At 37.4% G+C, this 15,329-nt stretch carries 15 protein-coding genes; 10 read left to right on the top strand and 5 right to left on the bottom strand.

Translation table 11 applies throughout. The features are described 5' to 3' along the window. Positions 1–196 precede the first annotated feature (196 nt). Positions 197–802, top strand: a complete 606-nt coding sequence (locus tag Q0976_RS21180; protein ID WP_299496197.1) for a hypothetical protein — start codon at positions 197–199, stop codon at positions 800–802. 98 nt (positions 803–900) lie between these two features. Here Q0976_RS21180 and Q0976_RS21175 read toward each other — a convergent pair whose 3' ends face one another. Both Q0976_RS21175 and Q0976_RS21170 read right to left on the bottom strand, forming a co-directional pair. Then, positions 901–3,027 (bottom strand): tectonin domain-containing protein, encoded by a 2,127-nt coding sequence (locus Q0976_RS21175; protein WP_299496195.1) that lies wholly within the window; start codon positions 3,025–3,027, stop codon positions 901–903. A 460-nt stretch (positions 3,028–3,487) separates the two neighbouring features. Further along, positions 3,488–3,874: a thermonuclease family protein gene (locus tag Q0976_RS21170; protein WP_299496193.1), complete on the bottom strand. Its 387-nt coding sequence runs from the start codon at positions 3,872–3,874 to the stop codon at positions 3,488–3,490. A 150-nt stretch (positions 3,875–4,024) separates the two neighbouring features. On the opposite strand from Q0976_RS21170, the gene Q0976_RS21165 reads away from it, so the two are divergent. After that, a complete protein-coding gene (locus Q0976_RS21165; protein ID WP_299496249.1) occupies positions 4,025–4,903 on the top strand; it encodes an aldo/keto reductase in 879 nt (292 codons plus the stop codon). A gap of 31 nt (positions 4,904–4,934) precedes the next feature. On the opposite strand, the gene nfsA is transcribed toward Q0976_RS21165, so the two are convergent. Further along, positions 4,935–5,660: an oxygen-insensitive NADPH nitroreductase gene (gene nfsA, locus Q0976_RS21160; RefSeq protein ID WP_299496191.1), complete on the bottom strand. Its 726-nt coding sequence runs from the start codon at positions 5,658–5,660 to the stop codon at positions 4,935–4,937. A 396-nt stretch (positions 5,661–6,056) separates the two neighbouring features. Here nfsA and Q0976_RS21155 point away from each other — a divergent pair, with 396 nt between their 5' ends. The 3 genes from Q0976_RS21155 to Q0976_RS21145 all read left to right on the top strand — a co-directional run bounded on the left by Q0976_RS21155 (position 6,057) and on the right by Q0976_RS21145 (position 8,466). After that, the gene (locus tag Q0976_RS21155) at positions 6,057–6,299 is read left to right on the top strand and encodes a hypothetical protein (protein ID WP_299496189.1); all 243 of its coding nucleotides are present in this window, start codon (positions 6,057–6,059) and stop codon (positions 6,297–6,299) included. A 598-nt stretch (positions 6,300–6,897) separates the two neighbouring features. Continuing rightward, positions 6,898–8,076: a serine hydrolase domain-containing protein gene (locus Q0976_RS21150; protein WP_299496187.1), complete on the top strand. Its 1,179-nt coding sequence runs from the start codon at positions 6,898–6,900 to the stop codon at positions 8,074–8,076. Positions 8,077–8,181: 105 nt separating this feature from the next. Then, positions 8,182–8,466 (top strand): helix-turn-helix domain-containing protein, encoded by a 285-nt coding sequence (locus tag Q0976_RS21145; protein ID WP_299496185.1) that lies wholly within the window; start codon positions 8,182–8,184, stop codon positions 8,464–8,466. A 300-nt stretch (positions 8,467–8,766) separates the two neighbouring features. Here the strand turns inward: Q0976_RS21145 and Q0976_RS21140 are convergent, their stop codons facing one another. Continuing rightward, a complete protein-coding gene (locus tag Q0976_RS21140; protein ID WP_299496183.1) occupies positions 8,767–9,468 on the bottom strand; it encodes an NAD(P)H-dependent oxidoreductase in 702 nt (233 codons plus the stop codon). Positions 9,469–9,600: 132 nt separating this feature from the next. Here Q0976_RS21140 and Q0976_RS21135 point away from each other — a divergent pair, with 132 nt between their 5' ends. Continuing rightward, positions 9,601–10,494, top strand: coding sequence for a LysR substrate-binding domain-containing protein (locus Q0976_RS21135; protein ID WP_299496181.1), 894 nt, complete (start codon positions 9,601–9,603; stop codon positions 10,492–10,494). A 39-nt stretch (positions 10,495–10,533) separates the two neighbouring features. Then, positions 10,534–10,710 carry a hypothetical protein gene (locus Q0976_RS21130; protein ID WP_299496179.1) on the top strand — a complete coding sequence of 59 codons (177 nt, stop codon included), beginning with the start codon at positions 10,534–10,536 and terminating at the stop codon, positions 10,708–10,710. 107 nt (positions 10,711–10,817) lie between these two features. Here the strand turns inward: Q0976_RS21130 and Q0976_RS21125 are convergent, their stop codons facing one another. After that, positions 10,818–11,063: a DUF465 domain-containing protein gene (locus tag Q0976_RS21125; RefSeq protein ID WP_299496176.1), complete on the bottom strand. Its 246-nt coding sequence runs from the start codon at positions 11,061–11,063 to the stop codon at positions 10,818–10,820. A gap of 227 nt (positions 11,064–11,290) precedes the next feature. On the opposite strand from Q0976_RS21125, the gene Q0976_RS21120 reads away from it, so the two are divergent. The 3 genes from Q0976_RS21120 to Q0976_RS21110 all read left to right on the top strand — a co-directional run bounded on the left by Q0976_RS21120 (position 11,291) and on the right by Q0976_RS21110 (position 15,265). Then, on the top strand, positions 11,291–13,291 hold the full coding sequence (locus Q0976_RS21120; protein ID WP_299496174.1) for a lipoxygenase family protein: 2,001 nt from the start codon (positions 11,291–11,293) through the stop codon (positions 13,289–13,291). A 554-nt stretch (positions 13,292–13,845) separates the two neighbouring features. Next, entirely contained in the window at positions 13,846–14,598 is a 753-nt protein-coding gene (locus Q0976_RS21115; protein ID WP_299496172.1) for a hypothetical protein, read from the top strand. 190 nt (positions 14,599–14,788) lie between these two features. Continuing rightward, on the top strand, positions 14,789–15,265 hold the full coding sequence (locus Q0976_RS21110; protein WP_299496170.1) for a hypothetical protein: 477 nt from the start codon (positions 14,789–14,791) through the stop codon (positions 15,263–15,265). Positions 15,266–15,329: the final 64 nt, after the last annotated feature.

The raw sequence follows: 15,329 nt of genomic DNA, 5'->3' as shown, positions 1-15,329 counted from the left end.
AGGTTTGTTCTCATTCTTACTGAAATAAAATATAATGGTCCCTTTTGTTTTGATTTGTTTATATTTATACTCTTTGTAGCTGATTGGATATTGAAGGTAGGTCATTTTTTATCGTTGAATTGATTTATTTTGGTCTATGATGATATATCGATATAAGGATAGAACCGAAAAGATTAAGTCAAAAGGTTATCAAATTATGGATATTGGTATGAAAATAATAAGTTGCGGTTTGTTTTTGTTAGTCGTTACATCCTGTTTGCTCCAAGGGTCATTATATGCAAAAGACGTTGATATTAATAATAAAGGTAAGTTGAGTGTTAAGGGACTTCCTGACAATACAAGTCAAGATAATGGGTTAGATGTTAGCAACAAGGGGTTGGCATCTATGGCGTTACATTCACACTTAAATAGAAATGTACCTAAAAATGCTGTGACGCCTAAACTTGATTTACAATTATTTGTTGATAGTAAGTCAGGTTATAACCTACATATTTTGTATGAAGACTTTGAATTAGAATCCCCAGAATTTTTAGATCTTCCAAAAAGAAAAGTTGAAGGGCATGCACATCTCTTTATCAATGGCAAGAAAGTACAAAGGGTGTATGGGGCATATTTACATTTAGAACCCAACTTATTTGAGCCAGGAGTGAACTCTATCAGTGTGACTTTAAATAGTCATGATCATGATACTTGGTCTATTGATGACAAACCGATTGTGGCAACTTATTTTATTAATAATCAAGTGTCACCTTTAATTCAACATTATTTTAGTGCTTTTCCTGTATTAAGGAGTGCTTATTAACGGTGGGATACCGCTAATAAGCGAGTATTGTTTCTGATACAGATTGCGATGTTCTTATTCGATATAAAAACCAATAATGTTTAATATTGATTCAATGTTCAATAGGTATAACCCGCAGCATTATAGAGGCGATTATTTTCATCAATAGCCCAAATGTATTGATTACTGCCTATTGAAATCTCTTTTTTCTGCCCGCCATAAATGCTTTGTTTCCATACATTATTGACTCGGTAATAGACTTGATTATCAGTGCCTACTCCCCAGATGTTATTCCCTGTTGCACTGCTAATGTGGGTGAACTTACCTGGAATGTGTTTCCAAGTGTTATCCATTTGCAGTTGAAATATATCATGGTTATCATTAATGCCCCATACTGTGTTAGCGTCTGCGACACTGATTTGGCTTAATTTTCCATCGATAGACATCCACTGGTCATTATATAAATAAAAAATAGCACCGTTTTGATCTAAACCCCATACCGCGCCATCATGACCGACTGAAATCGAAGCAAGTTTACCTGAAATATGTGCCCAACCTTGTCCTTCTTGCCATTGAAAAATATCATTATTGGCATCGACGCCCCAAATATAAGCATGATTGCCTACAGAAATTTGCTTGAGTTTGCCATCAATGGGCTGCCATTGGTTTTGGGAAAAATGATAAATATCATCATTATGATCTACTCCCCAGGCTGTTCCGTCGCTGCCGACAGAAACGTGTGTTAGCTGACCTGAATGGGTTTGAAAAGTGTTAGGTAAAAACTCAACAGTGAAGGTTTCCCAGGTATAAGCTTCATTTCTATTGCTGAGTATTCGGCCATCAGGCTCTGCAACGATATAATCGTTGTGGTAACTGAAAAGGGAAATGGCATCCCCATTTTGTAAACAGCGGGTTGGATGAGTATGATTTTTAAGAGTGAAGGTTTCCCAGATATGCGCTACGCTAGCTTGTGCATCAAGGTTGCCTTGACTGTGAGCACGAAAATAATGACCATTGCCACTTTTTACCGTGACTTTGTCATTATGCTGAAGGCATAATGGATTATTGTTTATTGCTTGCTTCATATTCAGTGTGAATGTTTCCCAGATATCAGCGGTTGGGCGATGATTTCCAACGACATCTTCATTTCCATTATTTTGTGCTGCTACATAAGTTTCATGATATGTACGTAATGCGATAGGTATCGCTGTTTGTGCTTCTGGTGCTGCAGAGTAATAGTGATTGATCCAACGCAGCTTTGTTATTAGAGGGTTATGATCGCTTATTGTTTGAGGGAGTTCAGTTTCGCTGAGAACATCAAAACTATACTGTGCATTTCCCCTATATGCGAGGTGATCAACACCGCTGCAACGATTGGGTTTATTGGTGTTTTCGCTGTCAACAGCGCTACAGGCCCAGGTGAGTCCTAATGTTTGTGTAAAATAACTGCCATTATTATCTCCTGCCCATTGTCCATTATCATTCCATGCATTGAAATCGCCTAAAACAACTACGGGCATCCCGGCTGAAACGGTTTTTATATAATCTTTTAATTGATTAAACTGATTGGTTTTGACACTTCCTCCAGCAACATCCATATGAGTATTGTAAAAATGAATAATGAGATCTTTATGGATATTAATTTCAGTGAGTGTGAAGCCTTTTTCTGTTTCACAATCAGGGCTCGATATTGTGCCTGCTAGCAGCATTGCAAAGGTGCCATAGCAATCGTTATATTTGACATGTGTTTGGCGATTTACGAAAGGATATTTTGAGATAGTGCTGAGTCCGTCACCAAATGTGGTTGCTGAGCCTTGAAAATGATCGCTTATATAGGGGTATTCATTATTATCAAGACCTTGTCTTAATGGTGTGTTCCTCACCCAGTTTTCTTGTAGTCCTATGATGTCCCATCCACTATTATTAATGTGAGATTGAGCCAATTCAGTGGCTTGATCATTAGAGATCCCTGCAATTTGCTCTGGAAACCCTTTTATATTGAATGTAGTGAAGGTAAGCTCCCCTGTGGGACCTGCAAGTTGTGTCGGTGTTTGGTAGGCTTGACCATTTGAGTGAGCAAAGCCGACTTGGGTGGTGGCTTCTCTTATTAATTCTATGTATCCTCTTGCATCATTGGCTGCTCCATTAAGCCAGTCTAGAATATCATCTAACCAATTCGCATGGGCTTGAATACTGATGCTCATGCACATGAAGAACAGTCCTAGTTTCACGATCCTTTTTTTCATTTTTTATCCTTTTAATTCAATATGGCAATGTATGATTTATTTTAAATAAAAAGATCCCATTTAATGTTTGTCAACAGGGGCTTTTTGATTTTTTATGGAGCGGTTTGTGAAGCCTTTAGATAAGGCAGTACTCATTACGTCGTAATTAAAATATTTAGTTATGACTTCCGCATATCGTTGAAAGATTAATAGCCTCAAATATCGAAAATATAAAATGTTCGCTATTGATTGAATTAATCATTAATAGCCTAAACAGCATTATAAATAGATTCAATCATTGAGATCACTTATGGGTGGGAGAGTTTGTTTAAGTATTATGTAAAAGATATAAATATTAATTGGTTATATATTAATTTTTATTGGTTGAGTCTCATTCTCGATTAAGTTTGGATACTCATCCTAGCGATAAAGTCTATTTCAATCTTGGTGTGGTTAAAAAAAGTTAATAAACTATTGTGATTTAAGAACACCAGCTTTCTTTTGGTGCTGGGAGTTTCCTTCCGAGTTGTTTATTAATTAAAACATAAGATAAATTTGTCCCATCGACATACATTGTTGCCCAGAGTATTTTATTTTCATCCTGAGTTTGTTCCGTTAATATTATTTTCTTTGCGTTTTTAAGGTATTCAGTGACAAAGGCTTTAGCTTTTAATGCTAACTTAGTTTCTTGAGCACATTGGCCTTGTAAAGAGGGAGTGTAAACACCATTAAGGCGGATTTGGGTTTTGATTTTCTCTTTTGGTAGATAAGCGTTAAAGTGATCAGCGCTATAAATATCGATTATTTCTGCTGTTTGGCTTGAAGCTTCTTTTGGGGCTGCAATCAGGGCGGTTGGAATAAATGTCAATAAGCATAGTAATGTAAAGCGTGTCGTTAACATATTTCAATTCTCATAAATTTATGCTTTTATAAAGTGTTACTGGGATCCTATTATTATGCAAATTTAAATGAGTAATTAACGATGACAAATCAATTAAAATTGGTGACCAAAACCTCAATGCAACCCGGTGGTCTTCAGTTATCCCGTTTAGTACAAGGTTATTGGCGTCTAAGTGAATGGGGATTGTCTGCTCAAGATTGTTTATCGTTTGTACAATCTCATTTGGCGCTTGGGATCTCGAGTGTCGATCATGCCCATGTATATGGTCATCCCTCATGTGAGATGTTATTTGGTCAAGCGCTTAAATTGAAAAAAGGACTAAGAGATGAAATAGAAATTATTTCTAAGTGCGGTATTATACCGAGTCAAGCTGATACAATAGGCCACTATAACTTTAGTCAACGAACGATTATGGCCCAAGTTGAGAATTCCTTAAAGCAATTGGGTACGGATTATCTTGATGTTTTGCTACTACATCGACCCGATTATCTAATGGATGCAGATGAAGTCGCTCAATTATTTTTACTCTTAAAAAAACAAGGTAAAGTAAAGTACTTTGGTGTTTCTAATTTTACCGCATCACAATTTTCTTTGTTGCAGTCCCGATTAGATTTTCCCTTGGTGACAAACCAAATAGAAATGAATCCAGTGAATTTATCGGTGTTTGATAGCGGTATATTGGATGAATTACAACAAAGGCGTTGTCGACCTATGGCTTGGTCTTGTTTAGCTGGAGGGGCCATTTTTACGGTTGATAATCCGCAAAGTATGAGAATAAAAAAAGAACTTGAGGTATTAGTCGAAGAGTTAAATGCTCAGTCCATCGAGCAGGTGATTTATGCATGGATAATGCGGCATCCTTCTTCCCCTTTACCTGTGCTTGGCAGTGGTAATATAGCAAGAATAGCCCTTGCGGTAGATTCATTATCTTTATCATTAAATCATGAACAGTGGTATCGAGTATGGTGTGCTTCTAAGGGACAAGCAGTCCCTTAGTGATAAGTGAAAAATCTATTATTAAAGCTTTTTATCGAGTACTGAACCCCTTTTTGTTAATGAAGTCTTTCATAAAAGGTCGGGCTTCTTTATTCAATGCTGTGGTGATTTGTTCTGACCAAGATATGTCTTTAGTCCCGTTAGTACGCTGTCGATAATATTGCCGTGTTTGATTATCATATTGTGTTAAGGCCTGGTTATCGCACTCTGTTTGATATTGCTCTTGATGTACAATGAGAGATTGCGGTAATCGGGGTTTTTTGTCAGGATTTTGATCTGGATAACCTAAACATAGACCAAATAGCGGAATAACATGATCCGGTAAGTTGAGTAGATCGGATACTGCCTGAGGGTTATTTCTTATACCGCCAATATATACGCCACCTAATCCTAATGATTCTGCAGCAAGAAGTGCATTTTGGGCCATTAATCCTGCATCAATGGCCCCAATTAAGGTTTGTTCGGTAAAGCCTAATTGAGCTTCTGAATGAATTTGCTTATGGCGATTAAAGTCGGTACAAAAAATAAGAAACTCAGCAGCTGATGCTACGTAAGCTTGTCCGCCTGCGAATTTTGCTAAGGATTCTCTTCGGTTTGCTTGTGTCACTCTTATAATACTTACACATTGAATAAAGCTAGAGGTTGAGGCAGCAATGGCGCAATCTAAAATAGTTGAGAGCATGGTCTCATCTATGGCTTTTGGAGTGAATTTTCGTATTGAGCGGTGCGCAAGGATAGTGTCGATGGTGTGATTCATAATAAGCCTTATACTGACTGGGATGGGGCTGAAATCATAAGTAACCTGAACTTTGGATAATCAGTTAAATTAAAAACATAGAATAACGGGAACACTATTAATTTAATGATTTTAAATTAATTATTTGAATTCTTTGACACTCATTATTCCGAGTTCTGGTTCAGCAGAATAAGTATTTTATAGAAAGGAGTCAATGGAGAGACTTTTACTATTATTTTTTAATTTAAAAATCAATATATTATATTTCTATTATGCATTTTATAGTACAAAAGTATTAGTGATTGGTTTATTTATATCCATTTGGGTAGGGGGTTATTCATACTTTTGAATGATGTTAACCAATCGTTGCGATATTAACCTTATGTATACATTGGTTGCGCATGGTTGGAATTCGTTATGTATTTACTTATTTTCTATGTTTTGTATCGTTGCCGCACTTTAATCATGCTTATGATGTTAAGCTGGGTTGGAATGTTTGTTTATTCGACTTTGACTTCTGAAAGTATATCGACTTCAGAAATAGAAAGAGTGGGTGTTATTCAAACCATTTCATTAATACAGCCAGAACGTGAGCAATCTGCTGTCTCTTCTACTCAATTGATTTCAAAATCAAACTTCCTTTCTGACAGAGTCAATTAACCTGAACTTAAAAGAATGAGTGTTTATTGAAAGTAACAATCAGTGCAATAATATCATGTAAAAAAGCAGTTTTAGGCGTGTTAAACCCTAAAAGAGCTGAATCGTATTTTAGCGATATGGTTTATTTTAGATACTTGATCAAGACTAACCGCAAGCATAAACCCTGTATGATCACTATAATGGCTGTGTTTTCGGTAACCCATTTTGATAAAGGTTCACTTGTTTAAACCCTCAATCATCATTGTAAACACCTTCTCATTTGTCTTATTTGTAATATTCTGAAATAGTAATATTAATTCATTATTCTTAACGTTTTTTTAATGATAGGGTCATTGTTTAATTGCTAGCCTGACTTTTAAATAGGCTATGTGTTACGTTCTCTCAAAAAGACTCTTATTCATGGTGGCTTTTATCATGCTTCACAGTGAAGCTGCATTTAGTCGAGAATATAAGAGTGATGATAGATTTTTGTCGGTTTTCAAATAAAGTGGAGTAAGTTGACTTGCTTGGTGGTTTATTAGACGCTAATAGCGTACTTTTTAAGTTAAAAGTACAATTAGGAATTTATATAAAAATTAAATAAATATAAGGATATAACATGAAGAAAAGCATCATCTTATTATCGATATTAATGTGTATTTGTAGCTTAAAAGCCGTGGCAGATCATGATGCAAGAAGACAGGTTAATGCACTATTTCGTGATGCGGTGAAAGCGGAATCTATACCTGGGATCAGTGTGGCGGTTGCCGATAATCATATTGGCATTTGGGCAAGAGGATTTGGCTATGCAGATTTAGAGAATCGTATTCCGATGACTGCTCGTACTAAGCTTCGTATTGGCAGTATTGCTAAAGTGTTTACTGCAGGGGCATTAATGCGTTTATATGAGGAAGGAAAAATAGATTTTAACGCAGAGATTACAGAGGCTGTACCACAGTGGCCTGCTAAGCATGCAGCAATCACGTTATCTGATCTTGTGAGTCATACTTCGGGTATTCGATATTACTTGTCGTGGGACGAGTTTTATTCAAATGTTGAATATGTGAGTACGCTTGATGCGCTTAGTATATTTAAAGATGATGACTTACTTTTTACCCCTGGGACTCAAAAAGCATATACGACTTATGGTTGGACCTTGATTGCAGCCGCCATGGAAAGTGTCATGAATGGCAAAAACTTTAAACAGATCATGGAAGATCAAGTGTTTATCCCGCTTAATATGCTTGACACTCATTTTGATGATAATGGACCTATTATTGCTCATCGTCAACGCGCTTATTCGTATATTGATGGAGAATTAATGAATTCCCCTGAAGTGAATAGTAGTTATAAATATGCGGGAGGAGGACTATTATCTACACCTTCAGATGTGGTGACATTTGCAATGGCGCATATTGATGAGGGCTTTTTAACATCAAATTCGTTGTCAATGTTATTTGAAGAAAAAATCTTACCCGACAATACCCATACTGGGATCGGTATTGGTTGGTTTATTGGCTTTGAATCTAGGTTGGCTGCCATGAAGGGTCAATTGAATGAGTCGCAATCAACAGAAGATTTAACGAAGCCTGAGAGAAAAGCTATCAGAAAACTTATTCGTATAATGGAACAACATCCTCATTCGGTTATGCACAGTGGAGGGAGTGTTGGTGGTGAAAGCATGTTAATTTTATGCTTGGAACATCAACATGCTGTGGCGGTCGTTAAAAATGTTGATCCCGGTCCTGAAGCCGATACTTTTTCATTAGCTTTACGTAGTTTAGATGCTTTTTATTGATCCAATAGAATTTTTTTCGCTATCTTTCAGGTTTTCATTTTAAATTGCGTGAATATTGTGTAAGTTTGTAGCGTGAATGTTAATGGAAATAAATGAGAGGGAATTTTGGAGAAAAAAATAAGAGAGGATCTAACTTATTGTGAAATGATCATGATGAAGGAGTTACTTTCTGAGCGGGGAGGGATTGTGAGCCGTGATCGTCTAAGTATGGCGGCATTTGGAGAAGTGTTTAATAAACAAAATCGACGTATTGATGTACGAATAAGCCGGTTACGTAAAAAGCTGCCTCTCAATCAAGATGGTAAATCTAAAATCAAATCGGTTAGTGGTGAAGGTTATGCCTATATCGATGATGATTGGTTGTCTCAACACATAGGTCAAATCGATTAAGTCTGCCCTTGCTACTTAAAATGAATGGGGCTCATTCCTTACCTTAGCGGTTTAAGTCAATTAAACCGCTTTGTATTTTATATTTCATGTTATCACGGTATAACCATAAAAAAGCCTCAGTGTATGAAGCTGAGGCTTAGTGACCTTAGTGGTCCAGAACGGAAGTGAATCGCTCTCATTAAACTTTAGTTTAATTTGGCTGTAGGTCAAATGGACTATCATTTTATCTTTATTTGTCTTCGGATATTATGACAAATCAATTTCTGACTTCTTTGACTATGTAACTTGCACTTTGTGTTCTTAGCCGTTGTCAGGGACATTCACTGATCCTAGTGAGGGCTGACGGGTCAATCTATTGACTAAATGGCTTATTTCTTTATAGGCGTGCACAATTGATATTTGATGACGTTCATCATTAAACTCTTGGTATTCAGCGCGGATAGCGTGCATATTTTCGACGCCTAAATAATGGCTGAGAGTTTTAATATGCGGATGTAAATGATCCATTTTTTCTCTTAATCCACCCAGCTCAAAGCCAAATTCACCACAGGATGTGATGAGAACTAAGCGTTTGCCTGACAGTATGGGTTTGAGTGGAGAGTCACCTCGGCTTAAATCAAAACTGAAGGTTTTATTGACGCGGATCACTTGATCAAACCAGGCTTTGAGCGTGGCAGGCATACCATAGTTATACATAGGGGTGGAGAGTAAAATGATATCAGATTGTATCACTTCATCAATTAATTCATTTGATGTTGACAGTATGGACATTTGTGTTGGAGTGCGTTTTTCCTCTGAAGTAAATGCGGCTTCAATCCAGTTTTGATCAATCAAATCGACTGGGTGGGTGGCTAAATCACGATAAATAATACGTGTTTCTGGAAGCGTATCTTGCCATTGGCTAAGAAAGCGCTGAGCGAGTGTTCTTGAAATGGATGGGGAACGATTCGTTTCAGGAGACAATGACCGTGCGCTTGTATCAATATGCAGTAGTGTATTCATGTTATCCTCAATATGTCATCATGTAAAATAATTTGTTTCCTATAGAATTGATATTGAAATAAAAATTGATAATTGACAAAGGATATATATTTTTATATAGGTGAGATAAATTCATCTATAATCAGTGTGCTTATGTTTTCTCATTTACCCGCTTTAAATGCTATTCGAGTGTTCGATGCTGCTGCCAGACAATTAAGTTTTAAACTTGCTGCTATGGAACTTAACGTGACGGCGACGGCGGTTTCCCATCAAATTCGAGCATTAGAAGATAAACTGGGGTGTTTGCTTTTTGAGCGTAAGACTCGTGCCATTCATTTAACACCAGAAGGAGAAAAGCTTGCCGTGGCGGCTTATCATTCTTTGGAGCAACTAGCACTAGTGATTGATGAGATCACGAACCAAGGGTCGGTATTGACGGTCAGCACGACATCTTCTTTTGCTGCTCAGTGGTTAGTGCCCAAGCTTGAGGATTTTCATCAACGTTATCATGATATTCAAGTGGTGGTGAAAACCGGTGAAGTGTTAGATGATTTATTAAAAGATAGGCGAGTGGATGTTGCAATACGATATGGTCAAGGTGACACTGAGCAAGCTCATATCAAGACATTGATCACTGAGCGTATTGGTATGTTTGCGACCAAAGACTATCTGCAACGCCATCCAAAATTAGAGGAAGCGACGTTAATTGAAACAACATGGAAAAACCCTCATCTACAACCGATAACGTGGCAGGGTTATTTTCAACATCAGCAACAATATGCTGAGTCATCATATGACGCACTTAACGTAATAGCTTTCGATCAAGAACAACATGTCATTCAAGCGGCATTAGCGGGGCAAGGCTTGGCACTGGTAAGTGAATTACTGATCCAAACAGCCTTGGCACAAGGTTGGCTTGTCAAACACCCACAAGGTGAGATGTTAACTGGGCTAAGTTACTCAATGGTGACGTCACCTCATAACCAAAGTAGTTATAAAGTAAGATGTTTTCAACAATGGTTGAGTGACGTGTTGGCGGTAGAGTGAATGACTAAAGCAGGGGATACTTTTTATTGAGATTATGGATTGCAGGTAGTAAAGGAGACTGGAAAACTCATCATTACTGCCTTAATAGTACATTTAAAACAATGGGTTATTGGTGTTGGGTTAAATAAAGCACAGAAAAAAGGGCTTTGGCATCATACTTTAGATGAGTCCTATCTGGCTAAACGGTTTAAAAAAGAGGTGTTGCAGTTTAAGTGATAGCTGATTGATGTTAATGTTATCGCCCTAATCGATTATTAGGGCGATATCAGTCTGCTTGATGGTGGAATAGGTGGGTGATTATGGCTTACTTATTTGTTAGAACTTTAAGATGATTGTGCTTTCATTTTTTGGTATAGGGCATCTTTAAGAACGGAACGTTCATGCTTTAATTGGTGCATCGTATCATCACTGACAGGAGAGTCTTTTAACTCTAACCGCCTAATTTCTAAATCAAGCTCATGATAACGTGCTGCCTTGTTTGAGAAATCAGGATCCTCGCTATTGAGGGTTGAAATGGCATCTCTGTATTCTGGAAAATCAAAAATAAGTGCATGACTTTCTCCTAACATAATCACCTCTTCTTATTGTGGCATTTTAGCGTCCATTGATTGGAGTAATGTCTGTTCCATTAGAGTATAGATGTCCGTGAGTCATTTTTGTATATAAAGGCGTGTTCACAGCTATAAATTGGCGATAACCTTCGTTCAATGCCACAATTATGGATGCTAATCGTTAAACAAGCGTGATGTCATCACTACTTCAAGAGACGGTGTTTTTCAAGGAAGAGGATAACGCTATGGAACAAGACACATCAATACATTCACCACGCCCTTCATTACCACAAGATGATCCCCAAGTGCAGCAAGCATTGAGGGAGCAAGCCTTAATTAATCAGCAGGCTTTATATCAATGGAATGATCACTCTTTGAATTTGTCTCAAGTGCCGTTAGCGTTAAAGGTGCCGAGTCAAGATGAACCCACATTAGAGTGGAAAGGCTTAGTGGCCGTCGCTGTTGCGAAAGTGAGTGTTAACCTATTGGCTGTGCTGGCAGATCTGCCATTAAGTGAAGAGAACCAACAAAAATGTGATCAATTACAGCAAAGCTATCAACGGCTTTCTCCAGTTATTGAGCAGTTAAAACAGCATAATATTAGTGGTTATCAATCAGAGCCTTTATCTTTATGGCAGACTTTTACGCACTTTTTTCATCATGAAGAAGCTGATGTAAAAAAGATTGTGGGCAATATCAAACAATTTGCTTGGCATGAAGTGGAGAAAAGCCATCACCTTATGCAAGATATTTTACAGACATTGGAAAGTGATTTGTCTCAATCGGCTAGCTCACTTGATGACTATAAAAAGTTGTTTAATACCTTAGCGCTCCCTTTAATTGCAAACAATATAAAGGAGGATACTCACTTTACTTATCTGCATATTGCGGGCCCCAATCCGATGTTATTTCAATATATTGCGAGCATTCCCGATAATTGTTCATTGAGCCATGATGATATTGTTCATTTACTCTTTGCAGGGGATACATTAGCGGCGGCATTGGCTGATCATCGAGTGTATTTATGTGACTATCAAGCCTTAGAAACCTTGAGTGAACACACTGGGGAGACCTTATCGAGGGCAAAATACTTGAGTGCCCCCATGGCTTTTTTTATCTTAACGCCAGACAGACAAACCTTGTTACCTGTTGCGATTCAATTAGGGCAAGATGCTAAACTTAGCCGTTTAGTGGTGCCTCAAGCTGTGACTCAGCAAGGCGGTGAACAAGAAACGGATTATGCTTGGCAGCAAGCCAAATCTGTGGTGAATGATGCTGATGGTAATTATCATGAGTTGATTGTGCATTTAGGTCGCACACATTTAGTTGAAGAAGCCTTTACGGTTGCAACGCACAGGCAGCTTGCTCCGCAACATCCTATTAATCGTCTATTATTGCCGCACTTTGAAGGTACCTTGTTTATTAATGCCGCCGCTCAAAGCAGTTTAATTGCGGCCAAAGGTCCTATCGATAGAATTTTTGCAGGAAAGATTCAAGCCACCCAAAATACCGCGATTGATTATCGATTATCTTTTGATTTTCAGGCTGGCATGTTGCCCAATGAATTAGAAAAAAGGGGCGTAAATCAGCGGGAGCTATTGCCTTTTTTCCCTTATCGAGATGATGCAACACGAGTGTGGGGCGCCATTAACCAATGGGCGGCCGATTATATTGCCCTGTATTATAACAGCGATCAGGATGTGCTCAAAGATACTGAATTACAAGCATGGCATGAGGAGTTGAGCCATGCGGGGAAAATAGATAATATTCCAGCACTGAAAGACAAAGAAAGTTTACGTGATGTATTGACCATGATCATGTTCACGGCCAGTGCTCAACATGCGGCGGTGAATTTTCCCCAAAAAAGCCTCATGTCTTTTGCGCCTGCTATCACAGGTGCACAGTGGCGCGAGATCAGCCTGCCTGCAACCGATAATGTGCAGTGGCTTAATGGCATGCCACCGTTAGTGCTGGCGTTAGAGCAACAAGTGGTGCTGACATTACTGGGCTCAGTGTATTATCGCCCATTAGGTGAATACAAAGAAAACACCTTTCCTTATGCTGCTTGGTTTAAAGATGAGCGTGTCACCAAAAAAGGGGGGCCGTTAGCGCAATTTAATGACAACCTTAAACAAGTCGAAGTCCATATCAAGCAAGATATTAGCCAGCGCCAACATGTGTTTCCAGACTTAGCACCTTATGACTATTTGCTATCGAGCAAAATTCCCATGAGTATTAATATTTAGCCCATGACCTATTGAGCTTGAGATAAATAGTGGGCTAAATGGTGAGTTATGCATTTCCTTTTATGAGTTATCCCCCCTTTATAGATTGGTTAATATAAAGGGGGATAACCCCATCCTGTTTAATGGCGGTACTTTTTTATTGTCGTTATGTGACCCCTAAGTGCGATGGTGTTGGTTGATTTTATTGTTAATCATAGTCTTACTGATATTAATCGCTTGCAGCGGACTTATGTGCAAATGCCTCTGTAGCAGGCTGTTAACTCATCCCTGAGCGCTCTACGACTTCGTCCCTGAAGTCGAAGGCATACAGATGCATTCACACTGGATTTTAAAAGCAAAGAGTAAAACAAAAAGTAAAGCTTAGAAGACAAGCAAACTCTGGGTTTTATTTGAGTTGTGCTCACAATAATTAAAGGTGCCTTATTAATCGTGTTAAGGCTAGAGGATTGTAGATCTTAAATTTGACTTAAAACCATTCTAAAATCAGCAGGTTTAGATTAATATCAGGCCTTATGATTATAATGGGTTAAGAGGGGAAGTTTGGAATGATAAGGATGTTAGATAAAATTGGTATTACAGGAGTATTGTCCAGCATGTTTCTAATGGTGTATGGACTACATATTGCAAATGTTGTTTATGAATTGCACATTGATATTTTCAGTTTTATTTCATGGGTTAAAGAGTTGGAACTATATAAAGATAATAAGTCTTGGGCTATTTTTATATCAGCAATGTTAGCATTACTTTCTGCTGTGGTAACTCAATATTGTTTCCATAGAAGACAAAGAAAAGATCATCAATTAGAGCTACAAAAGCAAAAACAACAACATAATCATGACAGGAAACGTGACAGAGAAGCTAAGAAATTAGAAAAGCAAGAAGAAGCATTAAAACTGGTGCTAAAATTTATTTCAGAATCATATAGGATTAAACTTATCGTAACTCTTGGAATAAATTATAAAAACTGTTCATTAAAGCCCGAGTTATATGAAGAAATTGTTCTTGAATATAGTTCATTAATCGATGATATATATAGTTTAATAGCGCTATTGGAATTCTATAACTTTTCTACTAATGAAGAAATGATCGAAGAATGTAATGAATTGATATTAATTATTAAGAATATAGTATCGGTTTTGTGCAAAACGGTTTATTTGGAAGGCGTGCCTACTCCACCTAAATCGTTAAATACAGACTTTAATCAGAATACTATGGATTTTAATGATAAAGCTGATCGTTTAAGGTTGAAAATAACGGATATTCCTAATGACATGCTAGAACAAGAATCATCGAAAGAAGCGGCTTAAACGTCAACCCCCCCCTAAGGTATGCCCTCACTTCCGTTCGTGGCACACAGGACTATTTAAACAGGGTTTAAACACGGTTACATGCGTTGACTCGACCCTGTTTTTCATTTATTTTGATTTTTAACGAAAAATTAAGATGGTAATTCAGGTTTCGCTCATATTGAAACCTGTTTTTTTAGGGATGAGAATAATGACAAAGTCTGTTTTTAAGGGGGGTATTGAGTATTTCATTACGGCAGTTGGGATTTTATTGCCTTTAGCGGGCTTTATTTTTCTGATTACGTATGGTTTAGATTTAGATTGGTCAAAAATTTTAAAAGAATATCAAACACTCCTCACTGGCGTTTTTACTGTATTAGGTGTCATATTAACAGCTATTATAACTGTTAATATGCATAAACAACGAATGGAGTTAGATAGGAAGAAGGATGTGATTTTTAAATTTATAGAAGCTTCGGCTACTCATAGAAGTAATATCATATCAGCCATACTCAACAAGAATATGGATCCACTTTTAGATTCAGCGATTAGATTAGTTGAATGTACTGATACGATATTTACAGTTTTTAGTGATGAAATCAGAGCAAGAGTTGAGATTAAACATCGAGAACTGGTTATTAAAATGTTAGATATAGGGAAATATCAAGATAAGTCAGTAAGTACCTGAGTATAAAATTACCAACAATTAGAATGATATTTGAGCGTTAGATTACCAATGACTGATGCTTGCA

The organism is uncultured Shewanella sp., assembly GCF_947501665.1.
In the GTDB taxonomy this organism is placed as follows: domain Bacteria; phylum Pseudomonadota; class Gammaproteobacteria; order Enterobacterales; family Shewanellaceae; genus Shewanella.
This window is presented reverse-complemented; position numbering and strand designations above follow the sequence as displayed.